General features: G+C 39.0%; 15 protein-coding genes, 1 other RNA gene and 1 pseudogene. 10 read left to right on the forward strand and 7 right to left on the reverse strand.

From position 1 onward, the window contains the following. Positions 1–289: 289 nt before the first annotated feature. From ssrA to HT731_RS08490, 4 genes are all read right to left on the reverse strand, one after another. Positions 290–637: a transfer-messenger RNA gene (gene ssrA, locus HT731_RS08475) on the reverse strand. Positions 638–698: 61 nt separating this feature from the next. Further along, entirely contained in the window at positions 699–1,334 is a 636-nt protein-coding gene (locus HT731_RS08480) for an SGNH/GDSL hydrolase family protein (RefSeq protein ID WP_061759750.1), read from the reverse strand. A 1-nt stretch (position 1,335) separates the two neighbouring features. Next, a complete protein-coding gene (locus HT731_RS08485) occupies positions 1,336–2,163 on the reverse strand; it encodes an HAD family hydrolase (RefSeq protein WP_033680395.1) in 828 nt (275 codons plus the stop codon). 21 nt (positions 2,164–2,184) lie between these two features. After that, the gene (locus HT731_RS08490) at positions 2,185–3,510 is read right to left on the reverse strand and encodes a CapA family protein (RefSeq protein WP_079114913.1); all 1,326 of its coding nucleotides are present in this window, start codon (positions 3,508–3,510) and stop codon (positions 2,185–2,187) included. A gap of 174 nt (positions 3,511–3,684) precedes the next feature. Between HT731_RS08490 and def the strand changes: the two genes are divergently transcribed. From def to tnpA, 3 genes and pseudogenes are all read left to right on the forward strand, one after another. Beyond that, complete coding sequence (def, locus tag HT731_RS08495) at positions 3,685–4,296, forward strand: peptide deformylase (protein WP_001272952.1); 612 nt, start codon at positions 3,685–3,687, stop codon at positions 4,294–4,296. Between the two features lie 44 nt (positions 4,297–4,340). Then, positions 4,341–5,069, forward strand: coding sequence for a 23S rRNA (guanosine(2251)-2'-O)-methyltransferase RlmB (gene rlmB / locus HT731_RS08500; RefSeq protein WP_061759749.1), 729 nt, complete (start codon positions 4,341–4,343; stop codon positions 5,067–5,069). Between the two features lie 179 nt (positions 5,070–5,248). Continuing rightward, positions 5,249–5,469: pseudogene (gene tnpA / locus HT731_RS08505) on the forward strand (IS200/IS605 family transposase); the annotation flags it as partial. 44 nt (positions 5,470–5,513) lie between these two features. Here tnpA and HT731_RS08510 read toward each other — a convergent pair. From HT731_RS08510 to tacF, 3 genes are read right to left on the reverse strand one after another with little or no spacing between them, the layout of a single operon-like run. Next, complete coding sequence (locus HT731_RS08510) at positions 5,514–6,323, reverse strand: phosphorylcholine transferase LicD (RefSeq protein WP_173278529.1); 810 nt, start codon at positions 6,321–6,323, stop codon at positions 5,514–5,516. 1 nt (position 6,324) lies between these two features. Beyond that, on the reverse strand, positions 6,325–7,128 hold the full coding sequence (locus tag HT731_RS08515) for a phosphorylcholine transferase LicD (protein ID WP_033680392.1): 804 nt from the start codon (positions 7,126–7,128) through the stop codon (positions 6,325–6,327). Positions 7,129–7,137: 9 nt separating this feature from the next. Then, positions 7,138–8,625: a type IV teichoic acid flippase TacF gene (gene tacF / locus HT731_RS08520; protein WP_173278531.1), complete on the reverse strand. Its 1,488-nt coding sequence runs from the start codon at positions 8,623–8,625 to the stop codon at positions 7,138–7,140. 335 nt (positions 8,626–8,960) lie between these two features. Between tacF and HT731_RS08525 the strand changes: the two genes are divergently transcribed. The 7 genes from HT731_RS08525 (at position 8,961) to topA (ending at position 16,396) form a co-directional block, all read left to right on the forward strand. Continuing rightward, complete coding sequence (locus HT731_RS08525) at positions 8,961–9,668, forward strand: 2-C-methyl-D-erythritol 4-phosphate cytidylyltransferase (RefSeq protein WP_000638489.1); 708 nt, start codon at positions 8,961–8,963, stop codon at positions 9,666–9,668. A gap of 4 nt (positions 9,669–9,672) precedes the next feature. After that, positions 9,673–10,695: a ribitol-5-phosphate dehydrogenase gene (locus HT731_RS08530; RefSeq protein ID WP_061759747.1), complete on the forward strand. Its 1,023-nt coding sequence runs from the start codon at positions 9,673–9,675 to the stop codon at positions 10,693–10,695. 16 nt (positions 10,696–10,711) lie between these two features. Beyond that, positions 10,712–11,581 (forward strand): choline kinase LicA, encoded by an 870-nt coding sequence (gene licA / locus HT731_RS08535; protein WP_173278532.1) that lies wholly within the window; start codon positions 10,712–10,714, stop codon positions 11,579–11,581. After that, complete coding sequence (locus HT731_RS08540) at positions 11,571–12,449, forward strand: DMT family transporter (RefSeq protein ID WP_173278534.1); 879 nt, start codon at positions 11,571–11,573, stop codon at positions 12,447–12,449. The genes licA and HT731_RS08540 overlap by 11 nt, the downstream gene beginning before the upstream one ends. Positions 12,450–12,460: 11 nt before the next feature. Then, positions 12,461–13,150, forward strand: a complete 690-nt coding sequence (locus HT731_RS08545; protein ID WP_173278536.1) for a sugar phosphate nucleotidyltransferase — start codon at positions 12,461–12,463, stop codon at positions 13,148–13,150. 88 nt (positions 13,151–13,238) lie between these two features. Further along, the gene (gene dprA / locus HT731_RS08550; RefSeq protein WP_173278538.1) at positions 13,239–14,087 is read left to right on the forward strand and encodes a DNA-processing protein DprA; all 849 of its coding nucleotides are present in this window, start codon (positions 13,239–13,241) and stop codon (positions 14,085–14,087) included. A gap of 221 nt (positions 14,088–14,308) precedes the next feature. Next, entirely contained in the window at positions 14,309–16,396 is a 2,088-nt protein-coding gene (topA, locus tag HT731_RS08555) for a type I DNA topoisomerase (RefSeq protein ID WP_000179658.1), read from the forward strand. Positions 16,397–16,547 lie beyond the last annotated feature (151 nt).

A 16,547-nucleotide genomic window follows, 5' to 3' on the forward strand; every position in this document is an offset into this window, starting at 1 on the left:
ACATTGCTTTCAAAAACTTCGTTCAGAACACATGATGTAGTGAAGAAGGATCTAGACTCTATGTCAAATGGAAGGTGGCAACTGATCTCGTTTTTAGCAGATTAGAGAATTTTTTGGTCGTGCTCAAAGTGTGTGTTAGAGACAAGTAGACCGTCGTAGTTGAGCTAGGATTCATTTCCATGAGCATGGATTTTAAAAAATTGTTCAAGAATTCAATTTGCAAATCAGCTATTCAAAAAACGTTGATTTAACAACGTTTTACCAAGGAACGCAAAAGAATGCAAAGGAATAATGGAGCCGGTGGGAGTCGAACCCACGTCCAAACACCTGCCAACATATTTGTCTACAACCATAGGTTATGTATTATTTTAACAGTCCCTCGACACATAACTCAAGCCTAGAAACTGCGAGTCTATCAATCTCTTATCAAGCCGCTAGACAAGACTTGATCGTATCTCGCTAATAATAAGACCTGTCATTGAACACGAGCAATCCAAATCGGGTCACGCCCGCTGGTTTTTAGGCAGCTAGAGCGTAAGAAGTGTTATTTTTTGCAGTTATATTTAACTGAGCGTTTACGTCGCCACACGAGTCGCAAAATATGCCTCATAATGCCTGTCGAATCCGTAACGACCCCAAAAGATAATAAAACCATTATACCTCATCTAACACAAAAATGCAAAAAAGAAATCAATTAACTAGAAAAGATAGTCTTTCAAGGCTTTTGTCAAAACCTGATAACCAGCAACACTGAGATGCAGTCCATCAGTTGTGAATTCTTTTTTTAGTTGACCTTCTTGATCTGTCAAACTATCAAAAACTGGCACAAATTCCACCTGCATGTAGGCAGAAGCAAGCTCTTGATAGGCTTGATTCCATTTCTGAATTTTTTCATTCGTGCGGATATAGACTGTCTGCTTGTACTCCTCGCCTTCATTGACTGGCAAAATGGAAAGCAATTTAATCTCTGTCAATGGATAATCGCGAGCAATGGATTGAATGATAGCTTCGAGATTATTGAGAGCCTCATTCATAGGCACATCTTTTCCAATATCATTTGTCCCAATCAGAAGGACAATTTTATCTACCGCTCCACCGTAAAGATGCACATCTAGATTCTCTAGTAACAGCCCTGTCTGATAACCTCGAATTCCACGATTGACAATCGTCTTTGCAGTCCCAAACAACTCCTGCAGAGGATAATATTCGACAATGGAATCCCCAATAAAAAGAATGTCTGGTTCTACAACAGAAACCTGATTTAAGTGACGGTACTTGGTTTGGATTTTACCTTGTTCCTTTAGCAACCAATTTTCTAATAACTGTACTGCCACTTCATTCTCCTTTTTCTAACCAGTTTTCCAAGACTTGATAAACTCCTCCTTGGCTGTTGGCTGGCGCCAGAGCAGTGGCTACAGCTTTGGCCTTATCATCAGCATTTTCCATCGCATAGGCAATTCCAGCCATTTCAAGCATTTCAACATCATTTTCACTGTCACCAAAAGCCATGATTTGTTGGGGGTTCAAGTCCCAGCGCTTGAGTAATTCTTCCAAGCCCCATGCTTTATGAATTCCAGCTTGGAGGATATCAATGCAACCATAGCCACTCGATACAGCCCGAACACGGCCATCAAAAAGGTCGTTGATTTCTTCCAATACCGAATTCAAACGTTCTTCACCAACAACCATACTCATCTTGAGAACACCACCAAAGAGGTCAGAAGTTAATTCATCCACAAAATGCATCCGTTGGTAGAATTTTTTAATCATTTCTGGAGTCATAAAACTTTCTAGGTCTGTAAAAATCGTACCTTCCTTGACGAAACCACCCTTCATCCCCGTTACAACAAACTGGTCCTGACATGCTCGACCCTCGAAATGAGCTAAAGCCTTATCAACAATCGCGTCATCCCAAGTCTGAGCCTGAGTCAGTTCATTGTTTTCAAAAATACGAGCACCATTGGCAACAACTAGAACCACTCGATCCACCAAGTGCTCCAGTAGTTGCCTCATGCGGTGAATTTCATTTCCCGTCGCAATGACAAAACGAATGCCCCTTTGATCCAACTGATCTAAAATCTTTTCCAAGCGTGGGAGATCAAGCTGGCCTCTATCATCCAGCAAGGTCCCATCCATATCTGTCGCAATTACCTTAATAGTCATTTAATTCCCTCTAAATTCAAGCTAATCCCACTTCAATCCCACATGTTCATTCATTTCTTTATAAGCTGTATCAATTCGTTCCTTAGTCGCTTCATCTAACTGGTCACGATGACTGCCACCCTCGATAAAATCTTCCAAGATATAAGTTTGATAATGATATAGGGGATATCCTTCTGGTGAAAAGGTTCCCTTTGGTGTTCGATTGACCCAAGTAGGATGAGCTTTAGCTGTTCCGATAGTTGTCTTTCCATCCTTCTTCTTAATGGTTACGTCCATGAGAACACCACGTTCAGTCCACTTAGCATTTTCTACCCCCTGCATGGTCTCAATCCGTTGATTGGAAATGAAATTCCCCATTGAATAGATAATGAGTTTCTTATCTCCATCTTTTTCAACAATTTCAGATGGTTCCACAACGTGAGGATGACCTCCAAAGATAATATCCGCTCCCCAATCAATCATCTTGTGATACAAAGCTTTTTGCTCTTCAGTCGGTTCGATACGATACTCCACACCCATCTGAGGCATGATAATGGTGATATCCGCTTCCTTCTCTGCCCGTTCAATTTCAGCCTTCATCTTGTCTTCATTTAGATCTGAAAGATAGCGGTTATAGTCTTCTTGAGAAATACTTTGCTCAATTCCATTAAATCCATAAGAATAAGCCAAAAGTGCAACCTTGATACCGTTCACTTCCTTGATAACCAGTGGAGCTTGATCACGTGGCTCGTGCGTGTAAACTCCAATAGGTGTCATTCCTGCCTTTTCAATAGCATCTGCTGTTGAAATAACTCCCTCAATTTGCGAATCTAAAATGTGATTATGAGCCAAATCAAGTACGTGATACCCCGCATCTTTGATAGCATCCATGACTTCACTTGGAGCATTAAAGAGAGGATAACCCGCTAAATAATGATCCTTATTAATAGTCCCTTCAAAGTCACCAATAGCTAAATCTGCCTGCTTAAGCCATGGTGTCACGTATTCAAAATTCTCATGAAAATCATACGTTCCATCATCTTTTTTGGCTGAAAAGTAGAGAATATCATGATAAAGCAAATCACCATGAGCCATAATTCTAGCAGTTTTTTCCTCTTCCTGACCTTTAGTATTTTGATTCGTCTTATTTGCTTCTTGAGAAATGGCATCCTTTTTTTGACTGGTCAAGGGGATTCCTTGGAAACTTTCAAACAACAAGACCAAGCCCATTGATAAAGCAACTGCTAGTAAAAGTACTGCAACAAATCCTTTATTGCTCCACTTACGGTAACGTCTAAAAAAGTTGACCAAACCTTTCACAAAACGAAAAACTGGCCCACGTTTATGTCTATCTTGTCTTCTTTGCATCTTCATCCTCCCTACTTTCTTATGCAAGCCTTTTCTTTTTATTATATCATAGATAAGAAATTCTTTCACAATTGAATTGAACCTGCTATATATTTTCTACAAATCCTAAAGGCTGTAATACTTTAAATCCTTGTCATTTTGTGATATCATGTAGAGGTAATGAAAGGAGAGAAAATGTCTGCAATAGAACGTATTACAAAAGCTGCTCACTTAATTGATATGAACGATATTATCCGCGAGGGGAATCCTACTCTACGCGCGGTTGCTGAGGAAGTTACTTTCCCCCTATCTGACCAGGAAATTATCCTTGGCGAAAAGATGATGCAATTCCTTAAACATTCCCAAGATCCTGTCATGGCTGAAAAATTAGGACTCCGCGGTGGGGTTGGACTGGCTGCTCCTCAATTAGATATCTCAAAACGTATTATCGCTGTTTTGGTCCCTAATATTGTCGAAGAAGGCGAAACTCCACAGGAAGCCTACGACTTACAAGCCATTATGTACAATCCCAAAATCGTCTCTCACTCCGTTCAAGACGCAGCTCTTGGCGAAGGAGAAGGTTGCCTTTCTGTTGACCGCAACGTGCCTGGATATGTTGTTCGCCATGCCCGCGTTACTGTTGACTACTTTGACAAGGATGGCGAAAAACACCGCATCAAACTTAAAGGCTACAATTCCATTGTTGTTCAGCACGAAATTGACCACATCAACGGTATCATGTTTTACGATCGTATCAATGAAAAAGACCCATTTGCAGTTAAAGATGGCTTACTGATTCTAGAATAAAGAAAATCCCGTTGCAAGACGGGGTTTTATGTTATAATAGAGGCATGAAAACAAATGATATTGTCTATGGCGTCCACGCCGTTACCGAAGCCCTCCTTGCAAACACTGGAAACAAACTCTACCTCCAAGAAGATCTCCGAGGTAAGAATGTTGAGAAAGTCAAGGAACTGGCTACAGAAAAGAAGGTGTCCATTTCTTGGACTTCAAAAAAATCCCTGTCTGAGATGACTGAAGGTGCTGTCCACCAAGGATTTGTTCTACGAGTGTCTGAATTTGCCTATACCGAGCTAGATCACATCCTTGCCAAAACACGTCAAGAAGAAAATCCTTTGCTATTGATTCTGGACGGGTTAACCGACCCTCACAACTTAGGCTCCATCTTGCGAACCGCTGATGCGACCAATGTTTCAGGTGTCATCATTCCTAAACACCGTGCTGTCGGTGTTACTCCTGTCGTTGCCAAAACAGCCACAGGTGCTATTGAGCACGTTCCAATTGCCCGAGTGACAAATCTGAGCCAAACTCTGGACAAACTAAAGGATGAAGGCTTCTGGACCTTTGGAACAGATATGAATGGGACTCCTTGCCATAAGTGGAATACAAAAGGGAAAATTGCCCTCATAATCGGAAATGAAGGAAAAGGAATCTCTAGCAACATCAAAAAGCAGGTCGATGAAATGATCACCATTCCTATGAATGGACATGTTCAAAGCCTTAATGCCAGTGTTGCTGCAGCTATTCTCATGTACGAAGTTTTCCGAAATCGCCTATAAAAGAGGCTAGACAAAACTAGCTTTTAAATAAAACCACACAGTGTTTTCANNTGAAAACACTGTGTGGTTTTTATTTTGATCTATTAGTTCGTCTCGCTCCGTTAGGTGCGAGACAAAAAAACTCCAAACGCGATACAATAAATGTGTTTAAGCCAATTGTAAAGCGAAAGGAGAAAAATATGGCACAAAAGGCTCATAGTTTATCGCCCACAAAGTAGCACTGTTCTATCACATTGTGTTCACCCCTAAGTATAGACGAAAAGTTCTCTATAATCAATATCGAAGTAGTTTAGGCGAAATATTTCATCGCTTGTGTAGTTATAAAGGAGTTGAAATTATCGAGGGTCACTTAATGCCAGACCTTGTACATATGTTAGTAATTATTCCACTAAAATTAAGTTTTTGAATAATCTCTATCTTAGTAGTTTATATAGTCAGCCTCAATCAATTTTTGCGATAAGCTTTAATACTGTGACTATACCACTCTTGCATTTCTTTTGATGGTGGTGTCATATAATCTCCATACATCTGGGTTAAAAATTGGTCATACTTTTTAGGAACTGGTAACATACGGCCTTCAAACTCTGTTAAAATCAGCTCTTTAAAGGTATCAACTGGGAAGACTTCTTTCATTCCTTCCTTACCAATCCCAATTCCTCCTTCATATTGAGGAGTGTTGGTTGCAGCATTTTTGACTAGCTGATCAATTTTCTTGTAAAAGTAACGAGGATTGACAAATCGGAGGGCGTACCAGCTACATAATCTTATAAAATCTTTTAATTTGCTATCACCGTGAACTGCGCGTGATTTTTTGATATAAGCTAGTTGACGAAGGGCCACATACTTATAACTCTTGTCGACAATGCTCAAGTCTGTAAAGCGATCAATTGGGAAGACATCTATGAAAAGACTGGTGTCATGACGCTTGTACTTAACATGGTCTTCGATAACAGTAGAAGTATCCAAAATTGATGAGAAATTATGGAAGTACCAAGAAGAAGTGTCGTAGGAAAGAACCTTATAGCGAGGGTGATTTTCTTTTTCAATAATATCCAGTAAACGCTCATAATCTTCACGATAAAGGGAAATATCAATATCATCATCCCAGGGAATCATGCCTTTGTGGCGGATAGCACCAAGCATGGTTCCATAGCTGAGAAAATAAGGAATATTATGTTTCTTACAAGTCTCATCAATATAGTCTAGCAGGGCTAGTTGAATTTCTTTAATTTCTTCTTTTTCTAAATATTGCATCCTAATCCTCCAATTTGTAGGCATGAAATTCATGACTGTAGAAGCGTTTTTCTTCAGGTGGCAAGGTCATATAATCCCCATAAAATTGAGTCAAAATAGTATCAAATTTTTCAGGTGCTGGAAGGCTTAAATTTTCAAAGGCTAAATCGATTGTTTTATCGAAGGTACCACTTGGGAAGACTTCCTTTTCCTTAAATTTAGAAGGGATAAAGGCTATATATTGACCATTCTCACGACTATATTTTTGAATTTTTTTCTCTATTTTATGTGCGAAGTAACGAGGAGAAACAGGTCGAAGGAGCAACCAAAAGGCCGTTCGTATCCAATCTTTTAAAAGGCTATCCTTATAGACAATATTTTTGTGTTTACTGAAAGACAGAAGTTTAAAACTTTCCAGTTTATAACAAGTATCAATGACCTTAGGATCATCAAAGCGATCCATGGGGAAAATGTCGATAAAAACACCGGACTCATAGGTTTTCGTATTTCGAGTATCGATTATTTTAGTAGTACTGTCGGTGATTTTGATAAAGTTGTTAAAGTAGTTCCTATCTGTTTCTAGGGATAGGAGCTTATATTTGCTTTTTTCCTTTTGAAAAATGTTAATAAATCGTTGGTAGTCTTCTCGAGGCATGGATAGATCAATATCATCGTCCCAAGGGATAAAGCCCTCATGTCGAACCGCCCCAATCAGAGTACCGTAGTTAATAATATAGTTGATATTGTGCTTTTTACAGAGAGTATCAATATAATCCAAAATTTCTAATTCAATTTGTTTGGCATCTTCAATGGTTAGTTGTTTCATTCTATACTCCTATGATCTTTTGAATTTATTTTTTAAGGCTAGGACATGGTTTAAAAATTCATAGAAGATGCTATCTTTGGTAAAGACAAGTAGTCCAATATAAGAGATGGCTGATAGCAAGACAATCAAACCAGTATTAATCAAAAATGGCAAATTAATGACCATATCCACAGGATACAAGAAATTAATCAGGAAATAAATTGCTACAAAGGAAAGTGAAAAGAGCGAGTATCGACCAGTATAGCTGAAGATATGTCCCAAGTGGATGAGCTGTTTTCTATGGATGAAAATGATATAGAATACAAGTAGAGAGGCCTCTGACAACATAGTTGTCAGTAAGTAGTATTCAGGAGCCACGATTTGGTTAAAAAAGAGAAGACTATTCAAGCCCAAATTGAGCAATCCAGCGAAGACTGTGTAAACGGTAATACGTTTTTCATAGCCATTTGTAAAGAGAATTTGTGAACCAAGAATGGTATCTAGTGCCAGGATAATCGTACGAAAAGCGAAGAGAGAGGTTAAGATACCGCCTCCGATATATTTTTCACTACCGTAAAGTAGGATGGCATTTGGTCCTAAAACCATGAGTCCAAAACTCAGTGGAATGATAAAGAAGTTAAAGATTCGACTGCCTCTGTTAACAAGTGCGACATAGGCTTCCTTGTCACCTTTTCCTAGATAGTAACTGAGACGAGGCACACTCACTCCGATAGCTCCTGTTACAACACCAGCAATAACGGTCACAATTCGTTGAGCCATGGTGTAGTAACTAACGTTGACATCAATCCCTGTTTTAACGAGGAAGAGACGATCCAAAAAAGTGAAGAGCATATTGGCATTGGCAAAGACCAACATGGCTGTTAGAGGGAGAAAGAGCGGTTTAAAATCACTTAGGTTGATTTTAACAAGTTTGATGTCTCTTTTAATCCAAAAATAACTAATCAGATAGTTAATCAGCGTCGATAAACTCATCACGAGTGTGTATACAACAATATCGTGTTCATTTTTGACAAATAGGAAAATAGAGACCAGCATCAGGATACGGATGAAGGCAGTCTTGTAAAAGAGAAAACTGTAATTTTCCAGAGCTTCATTGACCCATTCGATTGAAAAAATCTGGGCAATGAGTTGAATCCCCATAACAAGGTAGACTTTTTTGATGATTGGATTATCAGTAAAGAAGAGAGGATAGGCAAGGATATAGACAGCAGTGGTCAAAATCGTACAAGCGATGCACAAATAAAAAAGACTAGAGAAGGTTCTATTAAGATCTTTTTTGTTATCCTTGACATTACTGATGGCCCGTAAACCATAGTTATAGACTCCATATGTCGCAAAGGGCAAGAAAAAGGACAAAATAGTGTCAACTGAGTTGAAGTAACCATAGTCAGTTCGGTCTAAGACACGCGCGACATAGGTTCCAGTTAGGATGGGAAAAATAATATTTAAGACACGAATTCCCATATAAGATAGAGCATTTAATTTTATACTTTTCATTCAATTTACCTCGTTTTTCATTATATCATAAAGTTAGCTAATAAGAAATGAAGGGTAGTAAGTCAAGCGATTCCTTTGAAGTTTCAAAGCTTAATTTTAAGTTTTCTTTAAGGAAAGTATATTATTCTGAAAAACTCTAAAATTTCACAGCCATTTATTAGTAATTGCTACAGAATTCCTAGTCATTACTAGAAATGGGCTAGTTTCTTTGAAGATATAGAACTGCTTAATCCTCCTATTCTAGAAAGGGAGGTCCGGTATTTCTTTCATGATAGGACTAGATTGTGGTATAATAGAGAGAATAAGTTTTTTTAGTAATACAAAGGAGAAAATAGATGATTTATGCAGGAATTCTTGCCGGTGGAACTGGTACTCGCATGGGAATTAGTAATTTGCCAAAACAATTTTTAGAGCTAGGTGATCGACCTATTTTGATTCATACAATTGAAAAATTTGTCTTGGAACCAAGCATTGAAAAAATTGTAGTTGGTGTTCATGGAGACTGGGTTTCCCATGCAGAGGATCTTGTAGATAAATATCTACCTCTTCATAAGGATCGTATCATCATCACAAAAGGTGGTGCTGACCGCAATACAAGTATTGAGAAAATCATTGAAGCCATCGATGCTTATCGTCCGCTTACACCAGAGGACATCGTTGTTACCCACGATTCTGTTCGTCCGTTTATTACGCTTCGCATGATTCAGGATAATATCCAACTTGCTCAAAATCATGACGCAGTGGACACAGTGGTAGAAGCGGTTGATACTATCGTTGAAAGCACTAATGGTCAATTCATTACAGATATTCCAAATCGTGCTCACCTCTATCAAGGACAAACACCTCAAACATTCCGTTGTAAGGACTTCATGGATCTTTACGGTTCTCTCTCTGCTGAAGAGAAGGAAATCTTGACAGATGCATGTAAGATCTTTGTAATCAAAGGAAAAGATGTGGCCTTGGCTAAGGGTGAATATTCAAATCTAAAAATCACAACAGTGACAGATTTGAAAATTGCAAAAAGTATGATTGAGAAAGACTAGTGAAATGATTAATCAAATTTATCAACTAACAAAGCCCAAGTTTATCAATGTCAAATACCAGGAAGAGGCTATTGATCAAGAGAATCATATCCTCATCCGCCCTAATTATATGGCTGTCTGTCATGCGGATCAGCGTTACTACCAAGGAAAACGTGATCCCAAGATTTTGAATAAAAAGCTTCCAATGGCGATGATTCACGAGTCATGTGGAACCGTTATTTCTGACCCGACGGGAACCTATGAGGTTGGTCAAAAAGTTGTCATGATTCCAAATCAGCCTCCTATGCAGAGTGATGAAGAATTCTATGAGAACTACATGACAGGGACCCATTTCTTGTCTAGTGGCTTTGATGGCTTTATGAGAGAGTTTGTTTCTCTCCCTAAAGACCGTGTGGTGGCTTATGATGCCATTGAAGACACGGTTGCAGCCATTACAGAGTTTGTCAGTGTCGGCATGCACGCTATGAATCGTCTATTGACCCTTGCTCATAGCAAGCGGGACCGAATCGCCGTTATCGGAGATGGAAGTCTAGCATTTGTGGTTGCTAATATTATCAATTATACTTTGCCAGAAGCAGAGATCGTGGTTATTGGTCGTCATTGGGAAAAGTTGGAACTCTTCTCATTTGCTAAAGAATGTTATATTACTGATAATATTCCTGAAGATTTGGTCTTTGATCATGCTTTTGAGTGTTGTGGTGGTGATGGTACTGGACCAGCTATTAATGACCTGATTCGCTATATTCGTCCTCAGGGAACGATTCTCATGATGGGCGTTAGCGAGTATAAAGTCAATCTCAATACACGCGATGCCTTAGAAAAAGGCTTGCTCTTGGTTGGGTCCTCTCGTTCTGGTCGTATTGATTTTGAAAATGCCATCCAAATGATGGAAGTCAAGAAATTTGCCAATCGTCTTAAAAATATCCTTTATCTAGAAGAACCTGTAAGAGAAATTAAAGATATTCACCGTGTCTTTGCGACCGATTTAAATACAGCCTTTAAAACTGTGTTTAAGTGGGAAGTATAAGTGCTGGAGGTTAATTGTGGAGAAAATCATCAAAGAAAAAATTTCTTCCTTACTTAGTCAAGAAGAGGAAGTCCTCAGTGTTGAACAACTGGGTGGAATGACCAATCAAAACTATTTGGTCAAAACAACAAATAAGCAGTACATTGTTAAATTCTTTGGTAAAGGGACAGAAAAACTGATCAATCGTCAAGATGAAAAGTACAATCTTGAACTATTAAAGGATTTAGACCTAGATGTAAAAAATTATCTTTTTGATATTGAAGCTGGTATCAAAGTAAATGAGTATATCGAATCTGCGATCACGCTTGATTCAACGTCAATCAAGACTAAGTTTGATAAAATTGCTCCAATTTTACAAACCATTCATGCTTCTGGCAAGGAATTAAGAGGAGAATTTGCTCCTTTTGAAGAAATCAAAAAATACGAATCCTTGATTGAAGAAAAAATCCCTTATGCTAACTATGAAGCAGTTCGAAAAGAAGTCTTCTCCTTAGAGAAAAGACTGGCTGACTTAGGTGTTGACAGAAAATCTTGTCATATTGATTTGGTGCCTGAAAACTTTATCGAATCACCTCAAGGACGTCTCTATCTGATTGACTGGGAATATTCATCAATGAATGATCCAATGTGGGATTTGGCTGCCCTCTTTTTAGAGTCTGAATTCACTTCCCAAGAGGAAGAAGCTTTCTTATCCCACTATGAGAGTGACCGAACACCTGTCTCTCGAGAAAAGATTGCTATCTATAAAATTTTACAAGATACTATTTGGAGTCTATGGACTGTCTATAAAGAAGAGCAAGGTGCAGATTTTGGTGATTATGGTGTGAATCGCTACCAAAGAGCTGTTGAAGGTTTGTCATATTATGGAGGTTCAGATGAAAACTAAAAATGGAGTTTCTTTTGGTCTACTCTCAGGTATTTTCTGGGGTTTAGGTCTAACAATTAGTGCTTACATCTTTTCAATTTTTACAGATTTGTCGCCCTTTGTGGTGGCCGCTGCTCACGATTTCTTGAGTATCTTTATCTTACTAGCTTTTCTCTTAGTAAAAGAAGGAAAAGTTCGTCTCTCAATTTTCTTAAATATTCGTAATGTGAGTGTTATCATCGGAGCCTTGCTAGCAGGCCCTATCGGTATGCAGGCCAATCTTTATGCAGTTAAGTATATTGGAAGTTCCTTGGCTTCATCAGTATCGGCTATTTATCCTGCGATTTCAGTTTTATTGGCTTTCTTCTTTTTGAAGCACAAGATTTCAAAAAATACTGTGTTTGGGATTGTCTTGATTATTGCAGGGATTATTGCCCAGACTTATAAGGTTGAACAGGTCAATTCCTTCTACATTGGTATTCTCTGTGCTTTGATTTGTGCTATTGCATGGGGAAGCGAGAGTGTTCTCAGCTCCTTTGCCATGGAAAGTGAATTGAGTGAAATCGAAGCCCTCTTAATCCGTCAAGTGACTTCATTCTTGTCCTATCTTGTGATTGTGCTCTTCTCTCATCAGTCATTTGCAGAAGTGGCCAATGGACAATTGCTAGGTCTCATGCTTGTCTTTGCAGCCTTTGATATGATTTCCTATTTGGCTTATTATATCGCTATTAATCGCTTGCAACCAGCCAAGGCTACAGGTTTGAACGTGAGTTATGTAGTTTGGACGGTCTTGTTTGCAGCTCTCTTCTTGGGAACAGCACTAGATATGCTGACAATTATTACGTCACTTGTCGTCATTGCTGGAGTTTATATTATTATTAAAGAATAAAGGAGATTCGTGTGAAAGCCATTATCTTAGCAGCGGGCTTGGGAACTCGCTTGCGTCCTATGACTGAAAATACCCCTAAAGCCTTGGTTCAGGTTAATCAAAAACCCTTGATTGAATACCAAATTGAGTTTTTAAAAGAAAAAGGAATCAATGATATCATCATCATTGTTGGTTACCTTAAAGAACAATTCGATTATTTGAAAGAAAAATATGGTGTTCGCCTCGTCTTCAATGATAAATACGCTGACTACAATAACTTTTACTCTCTCTATCTTGTAAAAGAAGAATTGGCAAATAGCTATGTTATTGATGCCGATAATTATCTCTTTAAAAATATGTTCCGCAATGATTTGACTCGTTCGACTTATTTTAGTGTCTATCGTGAAGATTGTACCAACGAATGGTTCTTGGTCTATGGAGATGACTATAAGGTTCAAGACATTACTGTTGATAGCAAGGCAGGTCGTATCCTTAGTGGGGTATCCTTCTGGGATGTTCCAACAGCAGCAAAAATTGTTAGCTTTATTGACAAGGCCTATGCAAGTGGTGAATTTGTCGATCTCTATTGGGACAATATGGTTAAGGATAATATCAAAGAGCTAGATGTCTATGTTGAAGAATTAGAAGGCAACAGCATCTATGAGATCGATAGTGTCCAAGACTATCATAAATTAGAAGAAATTCTTAAAAACGAAAATTAAAGATTCCAACATCTGGCTGAAATAGTCGGATGTTTTTTGATTTTTTTACGAATAGAATAGATGAGTAGAAAAAGAAATGGAGTTATTTATGAAAATCACAAACTATGAAATCTATAAGTTAAAAAAATCAGGTTTGACCAATCAACAGATTTTGAATGTCCTAGAATACGGTGAAAATGTTGATCAGGAACTTTTATTGGGTGATATTGCAGATATATCAGGTTGCCGAAATCCAGCCGTTTTTATGGAACGTTATTTTCAGATAGACGATGTGCATTTGGAGAAAGAATTTCAAAAATTTCCATCTTTCTCTATTTTAGATGACTGTTATCCTTGGGATTTGAGTGAAATATATGATGCACCTGTGCTTTTATTTTACAAGGGAAATCTCGACCTCTTGAAATTTCCAAAGGTAGCGGTTGTCGGCAGTCGTGCTTGTAGCAAACAGGGAGCTAAGTCAGTTGAAAAAGTCATTCAGGGCTTGGAAAATGAACTGGTTATCGTCAGTGGCTTAGCCAAGGGCATTGACACAGCAGCTCATATGGCAGCTCTTCAGAATGGCGGAAAAACCATTGCAGTGATTGGAACAGGACTGGATGTGTTTTATCCTAAAGCCAATAAACGCTTGCAAGACTACATCGGCAATGACCATCTGGTTCTCAGTGAATATGGACCTGGCGAACAACCTCTGAAATTTCATTTTCCTGCCCGTAATCGCATCATTGCTGGACTTTGTCGTGGTGTGATTGTAGCAGAGGCTAAGATGCGTTCAGGTAGTCTCATTACCTGTGAGAGAGCAATGGAAGAAGGGCGCGATGTCTTTGCTATACCTGGTGGCATTTTAGATGGACTATCAGACGGTTGTCATCATTTAATTCAGGAAGGTGCAAAATTGGTCACAAGCGGGAAGGATGTTCTTGCGGAATTTGAATTTTAATACTCTTCGAAAATCTCTTCAAACCACGTCAGCTTCACCTTGCTGTACTCAAGTACAGCCTGCGGCTAGCTTCCTAGTTTGCTCTTTGATTTTCATTGAGTATAAGAAGAAAGTCCGCTTACTAGACAAACTTTTCTTCTATTATAGTAGCTAAGTCTTGACAGGGTTCAAAAAATGGTTTACACTTTATAAAGTTTATTACTTTGAAAAGGTGTGATACTGTGGCTACGGCAACAAAAAAGAAAAAATCAACAGTTAAAAAAAATCTAGTAATCGTGGAGTCGCCTGCTAAGGCCAAGACGATTGAAAAATATCTAGGCAGAAACTACAAGGTTTTAGCCAGTGTCGGGCATATCCGTGATTTGAAGAAATCCAGTATGTCAGTCGATATTGAAAATAATTATGAACCGCAATATATCAATATCAGAGGAAAAGGTCCTCTTATCAATGACTTGAAAAAAGAAGCCAAAAAAGCTAATAAAGTCTTTCTGGCGAGCGACCCAGACCGTGAAGGAGAAGCGATTTCTTGGCATTTGGCCCATATTCTCAACTTGGATGAAAATGATGCCAACCGTGTGGTCTTCAATGAAATCACCAAGGATGCGGTCAAAAATGCTTTTAAAGAACCTCGCAAGATTGATATGGACTTAGTCGATGCCCAACAGGCTCGTCGTGTCCTAGACCGCTTGGTAGGCTATTCGATTTCGCCTATTTTGTGGAAGAAGGTCAAGAAGGGCTTGTCAGCAGGTCGCGTTCAGTCTATTGCGCTTAAGTTAATCATTGACCGTGAGAATGAAATTAATGCCTTCCAACCAGAAGAATATTGGACAATTGATGGCGTCTTTAAAAAGGGAACCAAGCAATTTCAGGCTTCCTTCTATGGAGTGGATGGTAAAAAGCTGAAACTGACTAGCAATGATGAGGTCAAGGAAGTCTTGTCTCGTCTGACTAATAAAGACTTTTCAGTGGATCAGGTGGATAAGAAAGAGCGCAAACGCAATGCTCCATTACCCTATACCACTTCATCTATGCAGATGGATGCTGCCAATAAAATCAATTTCCGTACTCGAAAGACCATGATGGTTGCCCAACAGCTCTATGAAGGAATTAATATCGGTTCTGGTGTTCAAGGTTTGATTACTTATATGCGTACCGATTCGACTCGTATCAGTCCTGTAGCGCAAAATGAAGCAGCAAGTTTCATTACGGACCGTTTTGGTAGCAAGTATTCTAAGCATGGTAGCAAGGTCAAAAATGCTTCAGGAGCTCAGGATGCCCACGAGGCTATTCGTCCGTCTAGTGTTTTTAATACACCGGAAAGTATTGCTAAGTATCTGGACAAGGATCAGCTCAAGCTTTATACCCTTATCTGGAATCGTTTTGTGGCGAGCCAGATGACAGCTGCTGTCTTTGATACCATGGCTGTTAAATTATCTCAAAATGGGGTTCAATTTGCTGCCAATGGTAGTCAGGTTAAGTTTGATGGTTATCTTGCTATTTATAATGATTCTGATAAGAATAAGATGTTACCAGATATGGCTGTTGGAGATGTGGTTAAGCAGGTGAATAGCAAACCAGAGCAACATTTCACTCAACCGCCTGCTCGTTATTCTGAAGCGACACTGATTAAGACCTTGGAGGAAAATGGGGTTGGACGTCCGTCAACCTACGCACCAACCATTGAAACTATTCAGAAACGTTACTATGTTCGCCTTGCAGCCAAACGTTTTGAACCAACAGAGTTGGGAGAAATTGTTAACAAGCTCATCGTTGAATATTTCCCAGATATCGTAAACGTGACCTTTACAGCTGAAATGGAAGGCAAACTGGATGACGTCGAAGTCGGAAAAGAGCAGTGGCAACGTGTCATTGATGCCTTTTACAAACCTTTCTCTAAAGAGGTTGCCAAGGCTGAAGAAGAAATGGAGAAAATCCAGATCAAGGATGAACCAGCTGGATTTGATTGTGAAGTGTGTGGCAGTCCAATGGTTATTAAACTTGGTCGATTTGGTAAGTTCTACGCTTGTAGCAATTTCCCAGATTGCCGTCATACCCAAGCAATCGTGAAAGAAATCGGTGTAGAGTGTCCAAGTTGTCATCAGGGACAAATTATTGAGCGAAAAACCAAACGTAATCGCCTCTTCTATGGTTGCAATCGTTATCCAGACTGTGAATTTACTTCTTGGGACAAGCCTGTTGGTCGTGACTGTCCAAAATGTGGCAACTTCCTCATGGAGAAAAAAGTCCGTGGTGGTGGCAAGCAGGTTGTTTGCAGCAAGGGTGACTACGAGGAAGAAAAGATTAAATAAGAGGAGAGTCCTGAAAGTGAATTTCAGGCTCTTTTGGTTAGGACTTGACAAAATTCATCATTGTATGCGAAACTAGAAGAAGATTATTTTATACTCAATGAAAATCAAAGAGCAAACTAGGAAACTAGCCGCAGGTTGCTCAAAGCACTGC

The organism is Streptococcus sp. k-163 (assembly GCF_013277555.1).
Taxonomy (GTDB): Bacteria; Bacillota; Bacilli; order Lactobacillales; family Streptococcaceae; genus Streptococcus.